Annotated in this window: 16 protein-coding genes; 7 read left to right on the plus strand and 9 right to left on the minus strand. The window is 66.3% G+C overall.

Annotation, left to right across the window (positions count from 1 at the left end):
- Positions 1-29 precede the first annotated feature (29 nt).
- Positions 30-1,181, minus strand: coding sequence for a flavodoxin-dependent (E)-4-hydroxy-3-methylbut-2-enyl-diphosphate synthase (gene ispG / locus ASD67_RS09290; RefSeq protein ID WP_056346194.1), 1,152 nt, complete (start codon positions 1,179-1,181; stop codon positions 30-32).
- Between the two features lie 215 nt (positions 1,182-1,396).
- Between ispG and ASD67_RS09295 the strand changes: the two genes are divergently transcribed.
- Both ASD67_RS09295 and ASD67_RS09300 read left to right on the plus strand, forming a co-directional pair.
- On the plus strand, positions 1,397-2,125 hold the full coding sequence (locus ASD67_RS09295) for a TorF family putative porin (protein ID WP_056346196.1): 729 nt from the start codon (positions 1,397-1,399) through the stop codon (positions 2,123-2,125).
- Between the two features lie 230 nt (positions 2,126-2,355).
- A complete protein-coding gene (locus tag ASD67_RS09300; protein WP_056346198.1) occupies positions 2,356-3,090 on the plus strand; it encodes a TorF family putative porin in 735 nt (244 codons plus the stop codon).
- A gap of 200 nt (positions 3,091-3,290) precedes the next feature.
- Here ASD67_RS09300 and ASD67_RS09305 read toward each other — a convergent pair whose 3' ends face one another.
- Positions 3,291-4,853 (minus strand): toll/interleukin-1 receptor domain-containing protein, encoded by a 1,563-nt coding sequence (locus tag ASD67_RS09305; protein ID WP_162248561.1) that lies wholly within the window; start codon positions 4,851-4,853, stop codon positions 3,291-3,293.
- Positions 4,854-4,991: 138 nt separating this feature from the next.
- Between ASD67_RS09305 and creD the strand changes: the two genes are divergently transcribed.
- Both creD and ASD67_RS09315 read left to right on the plus strand, forming a co-directional pair.
- A complete protein-coding gene (gene creD / locus ASD67_RS09310) occupies positions 4,992-6,479 on the plus strand; it encodes a cell envelope integrity protein CreD (protein ID WP_056346204.1) in 1,488 nt (495 codons plus the stop codon).
- Positions 6,480-6,500: 21 nt separating this feature from the next.
- A complete protein-coding gene (locus tag ASD67_RS09315; RefSeq protein ID WP_056346206.1) occupies positions 6,501-6,839 on the plus strand; it encodes a hypothetical protein in 339 nt (112 codons plus the stop codon).
- Between the two features lies 1 nt (position 6,840).
- On the opposite strand, the gene ASD67_RS09320 is transcribed toward ASD67_RS09315, so the two are convergent.
- From ASD67_RS09320 to ASD67_RS09340, 5 genes are all read right to left on the minus strand, one after another.
- Positions 6,841-7,989, minus strand: coding sequence for an alpha-hydroxy acid oxidase (locus tag ASD67_RS09320; RefSeq protein WP_056346208.1), 1,149 nt, complete (start codon positions 7,987-7,989; stop codon positions 6,841-6,843).
- Positions 7,990-8,095: 106 nt separating this feature from the next.
- The gene (locus ASD67_RS09325) at positions 8,096-9,352 is read right to left on the minus strand and encodes an FAD-dependent oxidoreductase (protein ID WP_056346209.1); all 1,257 of its coding nucleotides are present in this window, start codon (positions 9,350-9,352) and stop codon (positions 8,096-8,098) included.
- A complete protein-coding gene (locus tag ASD67_RS09330; RefSeq protein ID WP_056346212.1) occupies positions 9,349-10,167 on the minus strand; it encodes a class I mannose-6-phosphate isomerase in 819 nt (272 codons plus the stop codon). The genes ASD67_RS09325 and ASD67_RS09330 overlap by 4 nt, the downstream gene beginning before the upstream one ends.
- Before the next feature lie 4 nt (positions 10,168-10,171).
- Positions 10,172-11,818: an amidohydrolase gene (locus ASD67_RS09335; protein ID WP_056346214.1), complete on the minus strand. Its 1,647-nt coding sequence runs from the start codon at positions 11,816-11,818 to the stop codon at positions 10,172-10,174.
- Entirely contained in the window at positions 11,815-12,693 is an 879-nt protein-coding gene (locus tag ASD67_RS09340) for an NAD(P)-dependent oxidoreductase (RefSeq protein WP_056346216.1), read from the minus strand. Before ASD67_RS09340 ends, ASD67_RS09335 begins: the two co-directional genes overlap by 4 nt.
- A 60-nt stretch (positions 12,694-12,753) precedes the next feature.
- Between ASD67_RS09340 and ASD67_RS09345 the strand changes: the two genes are divergently transcribed.
- The 3 genes from ASD67_RS09345 (at position 12,754) to ASD67_RS09355 (ending at position 15,037) form a co-directional block, all read left to right on the plus strand.
- The gene (locus tag ASD67_RS09345) at positions 12,754-14,004 is read left to right on the plus strand and encodes a threonine ammonia-lyase (RefSeq protein ID WP_056346218.1); all 1,251 of its coding nucleotides are present in this window, start codon (positions 12,754-12,756) and stop codon (positions 14,002-14,004) included.
- Positions 14,005-14,150: 146 nt separating this feature from the next.
- Positions 14,151-14,552 (plus strand): acyl-CoA thioesterase, encoded by a 402-nt coding sequence (locus ASD67_RS09350; protein WP_056346220.1) that lies wholly within the window; start codon positions 14,151-14,153, stop codon positions 14,550-14,552.
- Positions 14,549-15,037, plus strand: a complete 489-nt coding sequence (locus ASD67_RS09355; RefSeq protein WP_056346222.1) for a GNAT family N-acetyltransferase — start codon at positions 14,549-14,551, stop codon at positions 15,035-15,037. Before ASD67_RS09350 ends, ASD67_RS09355 begins: the two co-directional genes overlap by 4 nt.
- On the opposite strand, the gene ASD67_RS09360 is transcribed toward ASD67_RS09355, so the two are convergent.
- A complete protein-coding gene (locus tag ASD67_RS09360; protein ID WP_056346224.1) occupies positions 15,038-15,517 on the minus strand; it encodes a MarR family winged helix-turn-helix transcriptional regulator in 480 nt (159 codons plus the stop codon).
- Positions 15,501-16,820 carry a S41 family peptidase gene (locus ASD67_RS09365; RefSeq protein ID WP_056346225.1) on the minus strand — a complete coding sequence of 440 codons (1,320 nt, stop codon included), beginning with the start codon at positions 16,818-16,820 and terminating at the stop codon, positions 15,501-15,503. Before ASD67_RS09365 ends, ASD67_RS09360 begins: the two co-directional genes overlap by 17 nt.
- Positions 16,821-16,897 lie beyond the last annotated feature (77 nt).

A 16,897-nucleotide genomic window follows, 5' to 3' on the forward strand; every position in this document is an offset into this window, starting at 1 on the left:
AATCGAAAAGATTCTGCGAAAAATCTTGCTCACGCGGCCTTGCCGTGGAGGGTGTCCATGCTCACCGCGCTGCCCGCGTCGATCTCGGCGGCCTTGGCTTCGACGAGCTTCACGACATGCGCGATCATGTCGGCATCCTGGACATGATGGTCGGTGACGCCCGAGAGATAGACCATATGCTTGCCGTTGCCGCCGCCGGTGATGCCGATATCGGTCTCGCGCGCCTCGCCGGGGCCGTTGACGACGCAGCCGAGGACCGAGAGTGACATCGGGGTCTTGATGTGGCCGAGGGCCTCTTCGAGCGCCTGGACGGTGCGGATGACGTCGAAGCCCTGCCGCGCGCAGCTGGGGCACGACACCACGCGGACGCCGCGGGTGCGCAGGCCCAAGGATTTGAGGATTTCGTAGCCGACGCGCACTTCCTCCTCGGGTTCGGCCGAGAGGCTGACGCGGATCGTGTCGCCGATGCCGGCCCAGAGCAGATTGCCGATGCCGAGCGCCGACTTGACGGTGCCGCCGATGAGGCCGCCCGCCTCGGTGATGCCGAGGTGCAGCGGGCAGTCGACCGCATCGGCGAGCTGCATGTAGGCGGCGACGGCGAGGAAGACGTCGCTCGCCTTCACCGCGACCTTGTATTCGTGAAAATCATGGTCCTGGAGCAGCTTGATATGGTCGAGCGCGCTTTCGGTCAGCGCCTCGGGGCAGGGCTCGCCATATTTTTCGAGCAGATCCTTTTCGAGGCTGCCGGCGTTGACCCCGATGCGGATCGCGCAGCCATTGGCCTTGGCGGCGCGGACGACCTCGCCGACGCGTTCGCTGCTGCCGATGTTGCCGGGGTTGATGCGCAGGCACGCGGCGCCGGCGTCGGCGGCTTCCAAGGCGCGCTTATAGTGGAAATGAATGTCGGCGATGATCGGCACGCGCGCGGCGCGGACGATCTTGCCGAGCGCGGCGGTCGAATCGGTGTCGGGGCACGAGACGCGGATCAGGTCGGCGCCTGCCTCTTCGCAGCGGCGGATCTGGTCGATCGTCGCGACCGCATCGCTGGTCAGCGTGTTGGTCATCGTCTGCACCGTGATCGGCGCGCCGCCGCCGACGGGGACGGTGCCGACCATGATCTGGCGGCTGGTGCGCCGCGCGATGTCGCGCCAGGGGCGCAGGCCGGGGTTGTGATCGCTCATTCTTCGGTCCTCGGGAGGGGGTGGGAGGTCTTTAGAGCAGGATTGTGGCGGGATGAAGCTTTCTATTCATCGTCGCCCCCGCGCAGGCGGGGGCCGCTGGAAGAGTAGCACAAGGCAGATTGCGGCCCCGCCTGCGCGGGGGCGACGGATTAGGTTGCGTCGGCCATCGCACGCCGCCAAGGTCGCGCTCCCCCCAAACACCCCAAGGATTTTCCATGCTTCGCCTGCTTGCCGTCCCGGCGCTCCTGTTCGCCGTTCCCGCCGCCGGGCAGGAGATCGCCGACCCGCCGTCGAGCGCGCTGTCGGTGTCGGGCGGGGTCGATCTGGTGTCGGACTATCGCTTCCGCGGCCTCTCGCTGTCGGACAAGGACGTCGCGGTGCAGCCGACGATCACGGTCACCCACGATAGCGGCTTCTACCTCGGTGCCTGGGGATCGAATATCGATGCCGGGCCGGCGCGGGGCGATGTCGAGGCGCAGCTTTATGGCGGCTATGAGACCCAGATCGCGTCGGGCACGCGGCTCGACCTGGGGGCCACCTATTATTGGCATCCCGACCGCGACAAGGCTTTTGGACCGAGCGATTTCGGCGAAGCGAGTGCGCGCCTGTCCTATATGCTGGGGCCGGTCGAGGCGACGGGAACGGTGGCTTATGCCTGGGACCAGGCGGCGCTCGGCGATGCGGACAATCTCTATCTGAGGCTCGGCCTGTCGTCGGGCATTCCGAACACGCCGGTGACGCTGAAGGCCAGCGTCGGTCATAGCGACGGTGCGCTGGCACCGGGGGGCGATTATCGCGACTGGTCGCTCGGCGCGAGCGCAACCTTCGACCGCTTCACCCTCGGGCTGAAATATGTCGACACCGATGTGCGCAAGACCGGGGTGAAGGCGATCGACCGGCGCTATGACGCGACGGTCGTCGCCTCGCTCGGTTTCTCCTTCTAGCTCTTTCTGGCCGACGTAATATTGTTTCGGGTGAAACCGGTCCGACGCAAGGTAATTGTTGCATAATTGTCACATCGGCCCTTTTTAAGACAGGGGCGGTAACTTTTTCGATTGTGCGGCGCAGCAACTTGCCCAAAAGAGACGCACGCATGACCGGACCGGCCCGATACAGAGGCTGGCTGTCACGCAGCAGGCAGGGACGATCCGTTTTTCCATTTGGGGATCTGTCCATGAAGAAACTCTCCCGCGCATGCCTCGGCATGCTTCTCGCCGCCGTTGCCGTTCCGCAGGCCGCCTACGCCCAGGACGCAGAAGAAGACACCGACGGCATCACCATCACCGGTGGTGCAACGGTGGTCAGCGACTATCGTTTCCGCGGTTTCAGCCAGTCGAACGAAGAAGCGGCGATCCAGGGCACTTTCACGATCACGCATGAAAGCGGCCTCTATGTCGGCACCTGGGGTTCGAGCATCGGCTTTAACAACGGCACCGAAATCGACGTCTATGGCGGCTATTCGACCGAACTGACCTCGGGCCTCGTCGGCGACATCGGCGCGACGCTCTATCTCTATCCCGGCGTCGGCAACACCACCGTGATCGAACCCTATGCGTCGCTGACCGGCACCGTCGGCCCGGCGTCGATCAAGGGCGGCGTCGCCTGGGCGCCCGGCGGCCAGGATTCGCTCGGCGACGCCAGCGGCATCTATCTGTACAGCGATGTCGGCGTCGCGATCCCCGATACCCCGATCAAGCTGAAGGGCCATCTCGGCTATGCCAAGAGCGACAGCTTCCTCGGCGGTCTCGACGGCGAAGTGTTCGACTATTCGGTCGGGGTCGACTTCACCTGGAAGATGCTGACGCTCGGCATTTCCTACGTCAACACCGACGCTCCCAAGACCCTTGGCTACAAGGAAGCCGTGGGTGCCGACGGTGCGGTCCTCTTCTCGCTCGGCGCCTCTTTCTGACGCCGGGCCCGGAGGCGGCCTCTGGGGGGAGGCCGCCTCCCTTTTCTCTCTCGACGGAAAGGGCCGGCGTTCGCCGGCCTTTTTCTGTTTAGGAGTGACAATGGGCGGAAATGGGCAAGCCGCCATATAAACTTCGCTCGACACGAACGGAAGAGGGGGCGGTCTGGGGAAGCCACCCCGGACCGGTCGGTGCTTCCAGGCTAAGGCTTCTTCGCCGCCAGCGCGTCGCGCGCGCCGCGCAGGCCGAGGAATTGTTCGGCGAGCATCCAGTCCTGGCGTGCGAGCTTGGGGTCGGAGAGGCTGACCGCCTTCGCCTGATCGAGCAGGCCGGCCGCCTTGGTCGCGGCCTCGCCGCTCAACAGCGGATAGCTTTTCCCCAGCGCATAGACTTCCCAGCCGAAGGGGACGTGGCGATATGTGTCGACATAGGTGTCGCCGCCGGCGCGGATGACGTTGACATCGTTCGAGATATTCTGGTCGACCGGCGACAGCTTGTCGATCCCCGCGACATAGGTTTCGGCGATCTCCTTCGCCTCGCCCGCGCCAACCTCGGGCAGCAGCGCGAGCGTCGCCATCGCCGACACCGACGGCGCCTCGGTGCGCAGGCTGTTGTCGGGATAGTCGGACCAGTTGACCCCGGCACGCGGGCGGCGTTTCTTGAGCCATTCGACCGCGCGGGCGCGCGCCGCCCTGACCTTCGCCTGCAATGCCGGATCGGCCTTCAGCACCGGGTCGATGTCGCGCAGCGCGATGACCGACAGCGCGGTGATATAAGTGGCGGCATTGTCGGGGCGGTCGGCGGCGTCCATCGTGCTCGACCACCAGCCTTCGCGATTTTGCGCGGCGAGCAACGCGTCGACCACGGGCGCCGGGGGCGCGCGGTCCATCACGCCATAAGCGGTCAGCGTCCAGGTCGAGACGATGGTGAAGGGCGCACCCTCGACCATCACGCAATGGCAGGGGCCGCCGAGGAATTTGGTCACCGCCGCCTCGAAGCGCGCGAGTTCCTCGGCGCTCGGCGATTTTTCGACCGCGATGAGCTGGGCGAGCGCCCAGAAGACCTTGCCGTTGTTGGTGGTCTCGACGTCGTTCAGCGCGCTGACAAGGGCGTTGGCCATGACGGGTTCGGTGGTCTTGACCGTCTTGTCGAAGCTCGCGGCAATGGCGGTCTGGTCGAAGGACGGGCCACTCCCGGCAAAATACCAGCCGCCGCCACCGACCGCGGCGATCGCGAGCGCGGCTGCGCCGCCGAGCGCGAGCGGGGAGAAGCGGCGCTTCTGCGGGCCTGCGGGGCGAATGTCGTCGGTTGGCGGCGCGGCGCCGGTCTTCTTCAGCCGCCGGTCGATCGCGGTCAGCACGCGCTGCCACGCCGGATGCGCCTCGCTGCCGTCGAAGCCCGACATGTCGAGGACGTTGACGTTATAGAATTCGGCGGGCAGCGCCTCGGGATCGATCTTGTCGAGCGCGATCGCGACGAGCGAACCGCGGTCGAGCCCGATGCGGCTTTCGATGCGCACCCAGCGGCGCTGAATCGCGGCGGGAGTCCAGCAACCGAGCACGACCCCGGCGCCCTTGACCGCGCGGTCGATGACGTCGGGAAATTCGGCGCCGGCGTCGATCCCCTCGGCATCGAAAAACACATGATGGCCGCGCGCGAGCAGCAGGTCGCGCAGTTGCATCGCCTTGTCCGCATCGGCGCGGCTGTAGCTGACGAAGATGTCGTAGGGGCGCTCGTTCGACGCGTCCCCCTCTTGCGCAGTCATGGTCGTCGCAACCTTCTGTCCCCCGTGCGTCGCGATACCCCGATGCAGCGATAGCATTCCCGCGACACATCGCAAGTCGCTTGACGATGTCGATGAACCGTTTATTTCCAGCGACGAGTTGAGCGAGAGGAGTCCCCCATGCCCCAAGCCGCGTCCGTTCCCCCCGTCCCATCATCCCCCAATCCGCCCCGCGAAAAGGGCGAACGCTCGCCGGGCGTGAAGCTGGTGATCGCGGTGCTCATCGCGGTCGCGCTGATGGTGCCGCTGCTGATGGTCTATGGGCTGCTGTGGGACCGACAGGAACAGGCGCAGACCGCGCAGGCGTCGATCGGGCAGGGCTGGGGCGGGCAACAGACGATCGCCGGGCCGGTGATCGTCATCCCCTATCGGGCGACCGAGACACAGACGGTGACCGAAAATGGCCGCGATGTGACGCGGTCGGTGACCGTTCTTCGAAACCTCTATCTCTCGCCGCAGGCGAACAAGGCCGATGTCGTCATCAAGCCCGAGAAGCGCAAGAAGGCGATTTACGAGACCGTCGTCTATGAAAGCCAGATTTCGGGGAGCGCCGATTTCGTGCTGCCCGCCGACATCGCGCGCTATGGCGTCGCGCGCGAGGCGCTGCTGCTCGACCGCGCCGAACTGCGGCTCGGCGTCAGCGACGCGCGCGGCCTCGTCGACGGCAACAGCCTGGCGGTGAACGGCACCGCGGTGCCGCTGCAGCCCGGCAAGGGGCTGCTCTCGACCGGCAATTCGGGAACCTTCGCCTTCGTCGACTGGACCGGCGGCGCGCCGATGAAGGTCGATTACAAGATCGGGGTGCGCGGCCTCGGCGATTTCCGGCTGGTCCCGCGCGGGGTCGATACGCGCTGGACGGTCAAGTCGAGTTGGCCGAACCCCAGCTTCGGCGGCGATTTCCTGCCTGCGACGCGCAGCGTGACGGAGAGCGGCTTCACCGCGACCTATGCGATTCCGAACCTCGCGCTGGGGCAGGCGCAGGTGCTGACCGGCGATCTGTCGGCGCCGCAGGTGAGTTATGGCGGCGGGCGCGAGCAATATGTCGAAACCGCCGCGGTCGAAGCCGTTGCGGCGGCGGCCGACGGCGCGAGCGAGGCGTCGGGCGGCTCCGCCAAGGCGATCGCGATCAGCCTGATCGAACCCGTCGACCTCTACAGCCAGGTCGATCGCAGCATCAAATATGGTTTCCTGTTCATCGGTTTCACCTTCGTGGCCTTCCTGATGTTCGACGTGATCGCGGGCGCGCGCGTCGCGGCGGCCGAATATCTGCTGACCGGTGTGGCGCTCGTGTTGTTCTTCGTGCTGCTGCTGGCCTTCGCCGAGGTGATCGGTTTCCTGTTCGCCTATCTGCTGGCGGCGGGCGCGATCATCGGGTTGCTCGCGGCGTATAGCGCGGCGGTGCTCAAGAGCTGGAAACGCGCGCGGTTCCTCGCGGCGATGCTGCTCGGGCTTTATGCGCTGCTGTATGTGCTGCTCAACCTCGAGGCTTATTCGTTGCTGATCGGGTCGGTGCTGATGTTCTTCGCGCTCGCGGGCGTGATGTACATGACGCGGAATATCGACTGGGGCGGGGTCGGGAAGAAGACGGAAGAGGTGGCGTCTACCTAGGAAATCGATACGCTATCCGCGATGATCCGAACCATGTTGTCTTTCGCTCTTGGTGCACTGATCGCCAGCATTGGCTGGGGGCTATATGTCGGCAATCTGCGCCAAGAGTTGGAAGGCAAAATCATCTCGAACGTCTATTACGAAAGTCCGTTCGAAACAGAGGCGCTGAAGCTTTGGAGCCTCGAAAATCATCTGAGTGTCGATCAGTCACGGGAGCGCCGCCTCCCCGTCGCCTTTCAGCTTGGCGACGATGAGTGCGTGACGCTTGAACCAAAAAAAGGCGTTATAGGCAGCACCGAGATTTTCTGTTTCAGCAAAGACGACAAAAAGTTGGTAAAAAGAGAGTCGCACGGCGAATAGCCTACCGCCAGCGCAGGTTGTCGCGTGACAGGTCGGCGAGGCTTTTCGCCCCCATCAGCTTCATCCCGCGTTCCATCTCGGCGCGAAGCAGGGCGATCGCGCGGCTCACCCCGTCCTCACCCGCCGCCGCCAGCGCGTAGAGATAAAGCCGCCCGCCCGAGCAGGCCTTGGCACCGACCGACAGCGCTTTCAGCACATGCGTCCCGCGCGTGATGCCGCCGTCGCAGATCACCTCGATCCTGTCGCCGACCGCGTCGACGATCTCGGCGAGCGCGTCGAAGGGCGCGCGGCTGCCGTCGAGCTGGCGCCCGCCATGGTTCGACACCATGATCGCACTCGCGCCGATGTCGACCGCGCGGCGCGCATCCTCTACCGCGACGATGCCCTTCAAACAGAAGGGACCGTCCCATTGTTTGCGGATCGCCTCGGCGCGCTTCCAGTCGAGACTCTGGTCGAGCATCGAGGTGAAATATTCGGCGACCGATTTGGGGACGCTCGACCCTTCGGAGACATGCGTCGCGAGATTGGGAAGGCTGAATTTCTCGCGCAGCACATAGTTGAGGCCCCAGCCGGGCTTGATCGCATAGCTGAGCATGTTGCGCGCGGTGAAGCGCGGCGGCGAGGTGAAGCCCGAGCGCAGGCAGCGTTCGCGGTTGCCGCCGACGATCGTGTCGACGGTGAGCGCGACAGCGTCGAATTTCGCGGCGCGCGCCGCGTCGAGCATTGCCGTGTTGAGCCCCTCGTCATGATGGACATAGAGCTGGAATAGTTTCGGACCGTCGGTGAGCGCGCCCGCTTCGGCGAGGCTGATCGTCGCGAGGCTCGAGATGCCGGCAACGGTGCCGGCGTTCGCCGCGGCGCGCAGCACCGCGCGCTCGCCCTGCCAATGGAACAGCCGCTGAAGCGCGGTGGGTGAAAGGAAGAGCGGCATTGCCATCTCGCGCCCGAACAGGGTGGTGCGCATGTCGATGCTCTCCACCCCTGCGAGCACGCGGGGGATAAGGTCGCAATCGTCGAAGGCGGCGCGATTGCGGCGGCGGGTGACCTCGTCGTCGGCGGCGCCGTCGATATAGTCGAACACCGGCCAGGGCAGGCGCCGCTTCGCGAGGGCGCGGAAATCGTCGATATTGTGGCAGTCGGTGAGTTTCATTTCGGTCCCGCTTTTACCCCGTCATTGCGAGCGTAGCGAAGCAATTCAGGGCGGTTTTACGCAGGCTCTGGATTGCCGCGTCGCTTCGCTCCTCGCAATGACGAAATTAAAAGACCGTTCTTGCCGCGACCGTGCCCTTGGTGGCGAAGCTAAAGCGCGGTTCGATGGGCAGGTTTTCGTCGAGGATATGCGCGGCGACGCGCTTGCCCACCGCGGGGCCGTTCTTGAAGCCGTGACCCGAGCCGCCGCCGACAAGCCAGACATGCGGCTGGCCGGGGAAGCGGTCGATCAGATAGTCGCCGTTCGAACTGTTCTCATATTGGCAGACGCGCCCGCCGATCAGCGGCGCGGTCGCGAGGCCGGGGAAGCGGCGCGCGACATAGGCACGCGCCTCGGCGATGCCCGCGGGGGTGAGGGCGCGCTCCTGCGTGTCGGGGTCGACCACGGGACCATTCACGTCGATCGCGATCTTGAACCCCGCGCCTTCGAGGTCGGGGATGCCATAAACGATACGGCCGTTGTTGAAATCGGCCCACACCGGCAGGTTCGGCGGGGCGAAGCGGGTGTCGCCCTGCGGCGCGCCGAAATGATAGACCTCCTGCCGCGTTGCGACGATCTTGCCCATCAGATGCTGGGGGAAGATTTCGGCGAGCCAGGGTCCGCAGGCATAGACGAGATGGTCGGCGGTGCCGCCGTCGGGCAGCGTGTGGCGCTGGATCTTCTTCGACAAGAGCGGCGCGGGCATGACGACGGGTTCGACCGTAATCTGTGCGTCGGCGATCACTTCCTGCACGCCGCGTCCGGCGATCAGCGCGCCGGTTTCGGTTTCGAGGATGCCGTTTTCGCCCTGGTAGAACTGGATCTGGCGATATTTATTTTGGAGCCAGCTCACGTCGCCCTGTTCGTGGCCGATGCGGTTCGCCTGGAGCCAGGCGAGCGACTGCGCGGTATAGGCGTCGCCCTGCGGCGCGAACCAGAGCACGCCGGTGTTGTGGAAGATCGGCGCGCTCGCGCTGTCGGACAGCTCCTTCCAATAGGGCAGGGATTCGCGCGCCATCTCGGAATAGATGGTGTCGGCGCCATAGCCCATGCGGATGACGCGGCTTTCGCCCGCCGACGAGGCGCGCGCATTGGCGGCGCCATAGGCGTCGAACAGACGCACCGATTTGCCCGCGCGCAGCAGGTGCCAGGCGGTCCAGGCGCCGAACACCCCGGCACCGATCACCGCGACATCGACATGCTGGACGGTCGGTTTGGCGTCCTTTCGCTTTTTCGAACGGCGCTCCTTGCGCTCGGCCGCCGCGACGGCCGTCGCCACGGGGAGCGCGGCGAGACCGGTGAGGAGGGCGCGGCGCGTCGTCATCGCGTCGCCCAGGCGATCAGCGCGCGGCCGGCGCCGCCGAGTGTCGCCAGATCGGCGATGTCGTCGAGCAACCAGCATTCGCCGGGCTGCCATCGACCGGCGCCGACCGTGCCGCCGCCGTCGATGGGGATGAACCAGATAGGGCCATGGGCGCCGAGTTGGGGCAGCGCGCCGAAATCCTCGCTATGCGCATCGATCAGCACGAACTTTGGGCCGTCGACGAGGCGGTCGATGCCGACAGCGATCGGCGTGCGCAGGTTCGCGGCGAGATAGGGACCGGCGTTGGCACAGGTCATCGCTTCGTCGAGATGCAGATCGCGCGGGCGGCCATAGTCGTAGAGGCGATAGGTGATGTCGGCATATTGCTGGACCTCGATCAGCGTCAGCCCGCCGCCGATCGCGTGGATCGTGCCGGGGGTGACGTGGAAATGATCGCCCGGCGCGATCGCTTTCCAGTCGATGAGGTCTTCGATGCTGCCGTCGAGCGCGGCAGCGCGGAGCCGATCGGGTGACACACGCTGTTCGAGGCCGAGCCCGATCACCGCGTCATCCTCGGCGTCGAGGATCACCCACGCCTCCTCCTTGCCCTGCCGCGCGCCGGCGGCGCGCGCTTGCGCGTCGTCGGGGTGGACCTGCACCGACAGCGCTTCGGAGGTGAAGAGATATTTGACGAGCAGCGCGGGTTCGGGCGAGCCCGCAGGCAGTTCGAACCAGATTTCGCCGATCCGCTCGCCACCTGCATCGAAAAGCGGGCCGATGTCGTCGCGGCCCCATGGCTTGGCGACGCGGCGCGGGATCAGACGGGTCGCTGGCACGCCGTCAGTTGCCTTTCTTGTAATAACGATAGCCGCCGATCCAGGTTTCGAGCGGCAGCATGCGGCGGATCTCGTCGGGGCTGGCGAGCATCGGGTCGCTGTCGACGATCAGGAAGTCGGCGCGCATGCCGGGCATCAGCGTGCCGATGCGGTCCTCGGCGAACCCCGCATAGGCGGCGGTGCGGGTGAAGCCGTCGAGCGCGGTTTCGCGGTTGACCGCCTCCTCGGGGCGCCAGCCGCCGAAGGGCTGGCCGCTCGCGTCGGTGCGCGAGATCGCAGCGGCGATGCCGGGGAAGGGGTTGGCGCTTTCGACCGGCACGTCCGACCCGAAAGCGAGGCGGGCGCCTGCGGTTTGCAAGCTGCGCCAGGCATAGGCGCCCTTCAGCCGGTCGGGACCGAGCCGCGCCTCGGCCATCAGGCGGTCGCTGGTCTGGTGAACCGGTTGCATCGAGGCGATGACCTTCAATTGCGCGAAACGCGGGATGTCGACCGGGTCGATGATCTGCGCATGCTCGATGCGCCAGCGGCGCTCGCCGGGCAGGTCGGCGTTGAGGTCGGCGATCGCGTCGAGCGCTTCGGCATTGGCGGCATCGCCGATCGCGTGGATCGCGACCTGGAACTTGTCCATCGAGGCACGCACCATCTTGTTGCGCAGCTGCGCCGGGGTGAGCAGGGGCAGGCCCTTCTGCCCCGGGGCGTCGCTATAGGGCGCCTTGAGCCAGGCACCGCGCGAGCCGAGCGCACCGTCGAGATAGAGCTTCACCCCGACCATGCGCAGGCGGTCGTCATAGAGCCAGGGCGTCGGTTCGCCGCCGGCGATCAGCGTCATATTGTCGATGTCGCCGCCATAGCTCATGATCCGCACCGCGAGCTGCTTCTTGTCGCCGGCGCGGCGATACGCCTGCCATTCCTCGATCGTCGTGCCCATGTCGGCGATCGCGGTGATCCCCTGTTCAAGCAATTTCTGCTGCGCGAGATAGAGCGCGCGGTCGACGTCGCGGGCCAGCGGTTTCGGCTTGGCATTGTCGACCAGCGCCATCGCGGCATCGACGAAGACCCCGCTCGGCTTGCCGCCTTCCATCTCGATCCGGCCGCCCGCGGGCGATTTGCTGGTGGCGGTGACCTTCGCGGCGGCCATCGCCGCGCTATTGGCCCAGCCGGCATGGCCGTCGACGCGCGATAGCCAGACCGCGCGGTCTGGCACCGCGGCGTCGAGGTCGGCGGCGGTGGGGAAGCGGCCGAGGCCCCATTTTTCCTGGTTCCACCCCGATCCGATGATCCAGGGCATTTCGGGATTGTCGGCGGCATATTTGCGGATCGCCGCCTGTGCTTCCGCAAGCGATTTCGTTTCGCTGAGGTCGAGCAGCATCAGCTGGAAGCCCATCGAGATGACATGGCCGTGCGCGTCGATCAGCCCGGGGATCAGCGTCCTGCCCTTGCCGTCTTCCTTGAAATCGGGGCGCTCGGGGCGCTTGTCCTTGCGGTCGAGCAGCTGCTTGACCTTGCCGTCGGTGCCGATGACCATGCCGGTAAAGCGGACGAGCTTGCCGTCCTTGTCGAGCGTGATGCCGTTGACATTGTCGACCAGCGTGTCGGCGTGCGCCGGGGTGGCGAGGAGCAGGGCCAACGATGCGAGGAGGAGACGCTTCACTTCGGCAGCCTCGTCACGAGCGAGCTGGTATCGCGGCGGCCATTGCCCAGTTTCTGCACATCGGCATAGAATTGGTCGACGAGGCTGGCGACCGGGATCGTCGCGCCGTTCGAGCGTGCTTCCTCGAGCGCCAGCCCCAGATCCTTGCGCATCCAGTCGACCGCGAAGCCGAAGTCGAACTCGTCCTTGGCCATCGTGCCCCAGCGGTTGAGCATCTGCCAGCTTGCCGCGGCGCCGCCCGACACCGCCTCGAACACCTTGTCGGTGTCCAGCCGCGAGGCTTGCGCGAAACGCAGCGCTTCGGACACGCCCTGCAGCGCGCCGGCGATCGCGATCTGGTTGACCATCTTGGTCGTCTGCCCCGCGCCGGGGCCGCCGATATGGACCATGCGCGCGGCATAAGCCTGCATGATCGGCGCCGCGGCCTCGAACGCCGCCTTCCTGCCGCCGCACATGATCGACAGCGTGCCGTTTTGCGCGCCGGCTTCACCGCCCGACACCGGCGCGTCGACGACGAGCAGACCGGGTTCCTCGGCCTCGACCGACAATTGCCGCGCGATGCGGGCGGAGACGGTGGTGTGGTCGATGAACAGCGCCCCGCGCCGCATCGCGCGGAAGGCGCCATCGCGGCCGAGCGTCACCTGCGCCAGATCGTCGTCGTTGCCGACGCAGGTCAGCACGACGTCGGCGCCTTCGGCGGCTTCGGCGGGGGTCGCCGCCGCCGCTCCGCCATATAGCGCGACCCAGGCGTCGGCCTTGGCGCGGGTGCGGTTGTAGACGGTGAGGGCGTGGCCGGCTTTCGCCAGATGGCCCGCCATCGGTCCGCCCATGACGCCGGTCCCGATGAAGCTGATGCGCAATGTTTCTTCGCTCATGGCGAGGGGTCATAACGGCGGTTTGCGCGGCGCGCCAGATAGGCTAGGGCCAGCCGCGTTATGACAGAGCAACTCACCCTGACCTCCGCCGCCGATTATCCGGCGATCACATTGGACGATGTGCGCGCGGCGGCGGAGCGAATTAACGGCGCGGTCGTGCGCACCCCGACGCTTCATTCGCAGACGCTGTCCGAAATGGTCGGCGCCGAGGTGTGGCTGAAGTTCGAAAATCTGCAATTCACCGCGGCCTACAAGGAGCGCGGGGCGTTAAACGCGTTGCTGTTGCTCGATGACGAGCAGCGCGCGCGCGGCGTGATCGCGGCGTCGGCGGGCAATCATGCGCAGGGTCTGGCCTATCATGGCAAGCGCCTCGGTGTGCCGGTGACGATCGTGATGCCGAGCACCACGCCGCAGGTGAAAGTGTCGCAGACCGCGAGCCATGGCGCGACGATCGTCCTCCACGGCGAAAAGTTCGACGACGCCTATGCCCATGCGCGCGTACTCGAAAAGGAACGCGGGCTGACCTTCGTCCATCCCTTCGACCATCCGCATGTCGCGGCGGGGCAGGGGACGGTGGCGCTCGAAATGCTCGAGGATGTCCCCGAACTCGACACGCTGATCGTGCCGATCGGCGGCGGCGGGCTGCTCGCGGGCATGGGCACCGCGGCGCGCGGGATCAAGAACGACATGCGCCTGGTGGGCGTGCAGGCGGAACTTTATCCGTCGATGTACGCCGAGTTGAACGGCGTCGACATGGCGTGCGAGGGCGACACGCTGGCCGAGGGTATCGCGGTGAAGGAGCCGGGGTCGTACACGCGCAAGCTCGTCGCCGAACTCAACGACGATATCGTGCTGGTGGCGGAACGCCATCTGGAGCGCGCGGTGAGCTTGCTGCTCCAGATCGAAAAGACAGTGGTCGAGGGCGCGGGCGCGGCGGGGCTCGCGGCGATGCTCGCGCATCCCGAGGAGTTCAAGGGCCGCAAGGTTGGCCTCGTGCTGACCGGCGGCAATATCGACACGCGGCTGCTCGCCAATGTGCTGCTGCGCGATCTCGCGCGCTCGGGGCGGATCGCGCGGCTGCGCATTCGCTTGCAGGACCGTCCGGGCGCGCTGTTCAAGGTGATGAAGCTGTTCGACGAGAAGCAGGTCAACATCATCGAAATCTATCACCAGCGCATCTTCACGACGCTGCCCGCCAAGGGGCTGATCACCGACATCGAATGCGAGGCGCGCGACCGCGAGCATCTCGACAGCCTGGTGACCGCGCTCCGCGATGCGGGTTATATGGTGACGACGGTCGAGCTGGCTTAACCGCCAGTCCCATCGTCATTGCGACCCCGGCGAAAGCCGGGGGAAGCAATCCAGAGCGGTTTACGCAGGCTCTGGATTGCCGCGTCGCTTCGCTCCTCGCAATGACGAGGCTTTTTGTCGCCAGGCGCCGAGGCTAAGCACGTCCAATGAAATCCTTCACCCTCTCCCTCACCGCCACCCCCGACAGCATCGACGAGCTCGGCCATGTCAACAATGCCGTCTGGGTCCAATGGATCCAGCAGGTCGCGACCGGCCATTGGGACGCCGCGGCGCCGCCATCGCACAAGGACGCCTATATCTGGGTCGTGGTGCGCCACGAGATCGATTACCTCCGCGCGCTCGGCCCCGGCGAGACGGTGACCGCGCGGACGTGGGTCGCCGACAAGCCGCAGGGCGCGAAGTTCGACCGTCATATGGAGTTCACCGGCGCCGACGGCAAAGTGCATGTCCGCGCGCGCACCGTGTGGGCGCTGCTCGACAAGGCGAGCGGCCGGCCGTTGCGCGTGACGGCGGAGGTGGTGGCGCCGTTCCTCGGTCCGGAAGCGTGACGCTTTCGATCCGCCCCGCCACGTCCGACGATGCCGCGGCGATCTGGGCGATTATCGAACCGGTGATCCGCGCGGGCGAGACCTATACGCTCGACCGCGACATGCCTGAGGCCGAAGCGCTCGCTTATTGGTTCGCGGCGGACAAGGCGGTGTTCGTCGCCGAGGCGGATGGCGTCATCCTCGGCACCTATTATCTCCGTGCCAACCAGGCCGGCGGCGGGGCGCATGTCTGCAATTGCGGCTATATGACCGGCGCCGCCGCGACCGGGCGCGGGGTGGCGCGGGCGATGGCGCTGCATTCGTTCGAGCAGGCAAAGGCGCGCGGCTTTCGCGCGATGCAGTTCAACTTCGTTGTCGCGAGCAACACCCGCGCGGTCGGGCTGTGGCAATCTTTGGGGTTCGACATCGTCGGGCGGCTGCCGGGGGCGTTCGACCATCCGGCGCTGGGCTTTGTCGATGCGCTGGTGATGTTTCGGGCGCTGTGATCATTCCCTGGCGCGTTCGCTGAGCGGCCTTGCTTCGAGCGCGTTCAGCGCTCTCAATATTGCGCCATGAACATCGCCAACCTCTTCGAAGAGCGTGCGGTAAACGTCGCTGATCCGCTCGCTATAGGCGTCGATGCGCGCAAGCTGGTCGCGGCCCGCGTGGGTCAGCCGAAACATCTTGCGCCGCGCGTCGCCGGGGTCGGGGTGCTGGGTGATCAGCCCGAGGCGTAGCAGCGCCGGGCATTTCTGCATCACCAGCTGGTGCGACTGCCCAAGCGTGCGTGCGAGTTCGGCGGCAGACGCCTCGCCCGCCTCGCCGAGCGCGGTGAGCAGCGAGCAGGAGCGCACCGGGACGGTGATGCCGGCGGCGTCGAACAGCGGACGCGTCTGTTCCTCGATTCGCGTGCTCAGCGCTTCGCTGAGGCGGCCGAGGAACGAGATGTCGTCGAGATCGGACGCGGTATCAGGGGAGGCGGGCATAGTCGGTCGTCGTTCCGTCGCGGTCGATGCGGGTGAGCGCGACGATCTTGCCGCCTTTGCGCGCGATGCGAAAGCGGAAGTCGCGCACCCCCTCGATCGCCAGCAGGTCGCCGCCCAGCGGTTCGAGCGTGAGGCGGAGCCGTTCGCGCCAGGTATAGAGCAATTTGCCATCGACCAGGTCGATGCGCCGGCCTTCATAACGGCCGGCGATCGCTTTCAGCGCTGCCGCGGTCGGCGCGGGGCGCGGGGCGAGCATCGGCGCGAGCCAGTCGGCGTCGGCCTGTTTCGCCGGATCGGCTTTGGCGAGGTCGGCGAGCGCGAGACGGTGCGCGACGGCGAGCGCGTCGGCAGAGGGTACGAGATGGTCGGGCGCGACCCCCTGCCCCTCGAAATCGCCACGATCGATGGGGTCGCGGATCTGGCCGATCGGGACCTGCAGGAAGAAGTCGGTGCCGACGGGCTTGCGGTCGACCGGATGCGCGCCGCCTGCGGTGCGCTCGCCGACCAGCGTCGCGCGGCCGAGCTTCTTGAGCGTATAGGCGAACCATTCGGCGGCGGAGAAGCTGGTCGAACCGGTGAGGACATAGACGGGCTTGCCGGTCAGCCGCTTGGCGGGCAGCGCGGGGAGCACCCATTGGCCGCGCGCGACGCGGCGACCGTCGAGGTTGTAATCATAATCGAACAGTTCCTGGTCCTTGTCGCCGGGGAAGAGCTGGCTCGCGAGCAACTGCGCCATCTCCAGATAACCGCCATTGTTGTAGCGCAGGTCATAGATCACGGCGTCGCCATTCTCGACGAAACGCATTGCCGCCGCGGCGGCGTCGTAGCCGAGTTCCGGGTCGGCGAAATGCGACAGGTCGACATAGGCGATATTGCCGTCGAGGTAGCGCAGTCCGGTGAAGCCGAAATTGGTTCGCGCTTCGTCGCGGCGGTCCTGTTCGCGCAGCGCGGCGGCGCGCGCCGGGTCCTGCTTTGCGGCATAGTCGGCGACCCATTCGGGATCGACCCCGACCGAAAAATGCAGGTCGTTGCTCGCGGCGATCAGGTCGTCGGTGAGCTCGCTCGCGAGCTTGCGCCGGTCGGTCGCCGCGTCATAGGCGCCGGCGTCGAGATTGCGGCGCAGCGTCGCGGCGATGGTTTTCGCCTTGTCGGGAAAGGCATAATTCGCCTCGAGCGTCGCGCCCAGCTGTTCGACGACGGCGCGTTTGTCGGCGGCGGTCAGCGGGGCTTCGTCGGCCATGGCTGGCGTGACGAGCCATGCGGTCGTGGCAGCAAGGAGGATGATCCAACGCTTGGTCTTCATGGCGATTTCACCTGCGATTCGATTTATACAATATGTTGCGCAATATATTGTATAAATGTGCAACGCAAGCGACCTTA

Source organism: Sphingopyxis sp. Root1497, from assembly GCF_001427085.1.
Taxonomy (GTDB): domain Bacteria; phylum Pseudomonadota; class Alphaproteobacteria; order Sphingomonadales; family Sphingomonadaceae; genus Sphingopyxis.

Coding starts and splice junctions, on each gene's coding strand:
- ispG (WP_056346194.1), bottom strand. CDS start 1,181: ATGAGCGATCACAACCCCGGCCTGCGCCCCTGGCGCGACATCGCGCGG.
- ASD67_RS09295 (WP_056346196.1), top strand. CDS start 1,397: ATGCTTCGCCTGCTTGCCGTCCCGGCGCTCCTGTTCGCCGTTCCCGCC.
- ASD67_RS09300 (WP_056346198.1), top strand. CDS start 2,356: ATGAAGAAACTCTCCCGCGCATGCCTCGGCATGCTTCTCGCCGCCGTT.
- ASD67_RS09305 (WP_162248561.1), bottom strand. CDS start 4,853: ATGACTGCGCAAGAGGGGGACGCGTCGAACGAGCGCCCCTACGACATC.
- creD (WP_056346204.1), top strand. CDS start 4,992: ATGCCCCAAGCCGCGTCCGTTCCCCCCGTCCCATCATCCCCCAATCCG.
- ASD67_RS09315 (WP_056346206.1), top strand. CDS start 6,501: ATGATCCGAACCATGTTGTCTTTCGCTCTTGGTGCACTGATCGCCAGC.
- ASD67_RS09320 (WP_056346208.1), bottom strand. CDS start 7,989: ATGAAACTCACCGACTGCCACAATATCGACGATTTCCGCGCCCTCGCG.
- ASD67_RS09325 (WP_056346209.1), bottom strand. CDS start 9,352: ATGACGACGCGCCGCGCCCTCCTCACCGGTCTCGCCGCGCTCCCCGTG.
- ASD67_RS09340 (WP_056346216.1), bottom strand. CDS start 12,693: ATGAGCGAAGAAACATTGCGCATCAGCTTCATCGGGACCGGCGTCATG.
- ASD67_RS09345 (WP_056346218.1), top strand. CDS start 12,754: ATGACAGAGCAACTCACCCTGACCTCCGCCGCCGATTATCCGGCGATC.
- ASD67_RS09350 (WP_056346220.1), top strand. CDS start 14,151: ATGAAATCCTTCACCCTCTCCCTCACCGCCACCCCCGACAGCATCGAC.
- ASD67_RS09360 (WP_056346224.1), bottom strand. CDS start 15,517: ATGCCCGCCTCCCCTGATACCGCGTCCGATCTCGACGACATCTCGTTC.
- ASD67_RS09365 (WP_056346225.1), bottom strand. CDS start 16,820: ATGAAGACCAAGCGTTGGATCATCCTCCTTGCTGCCACGACCGCATGG.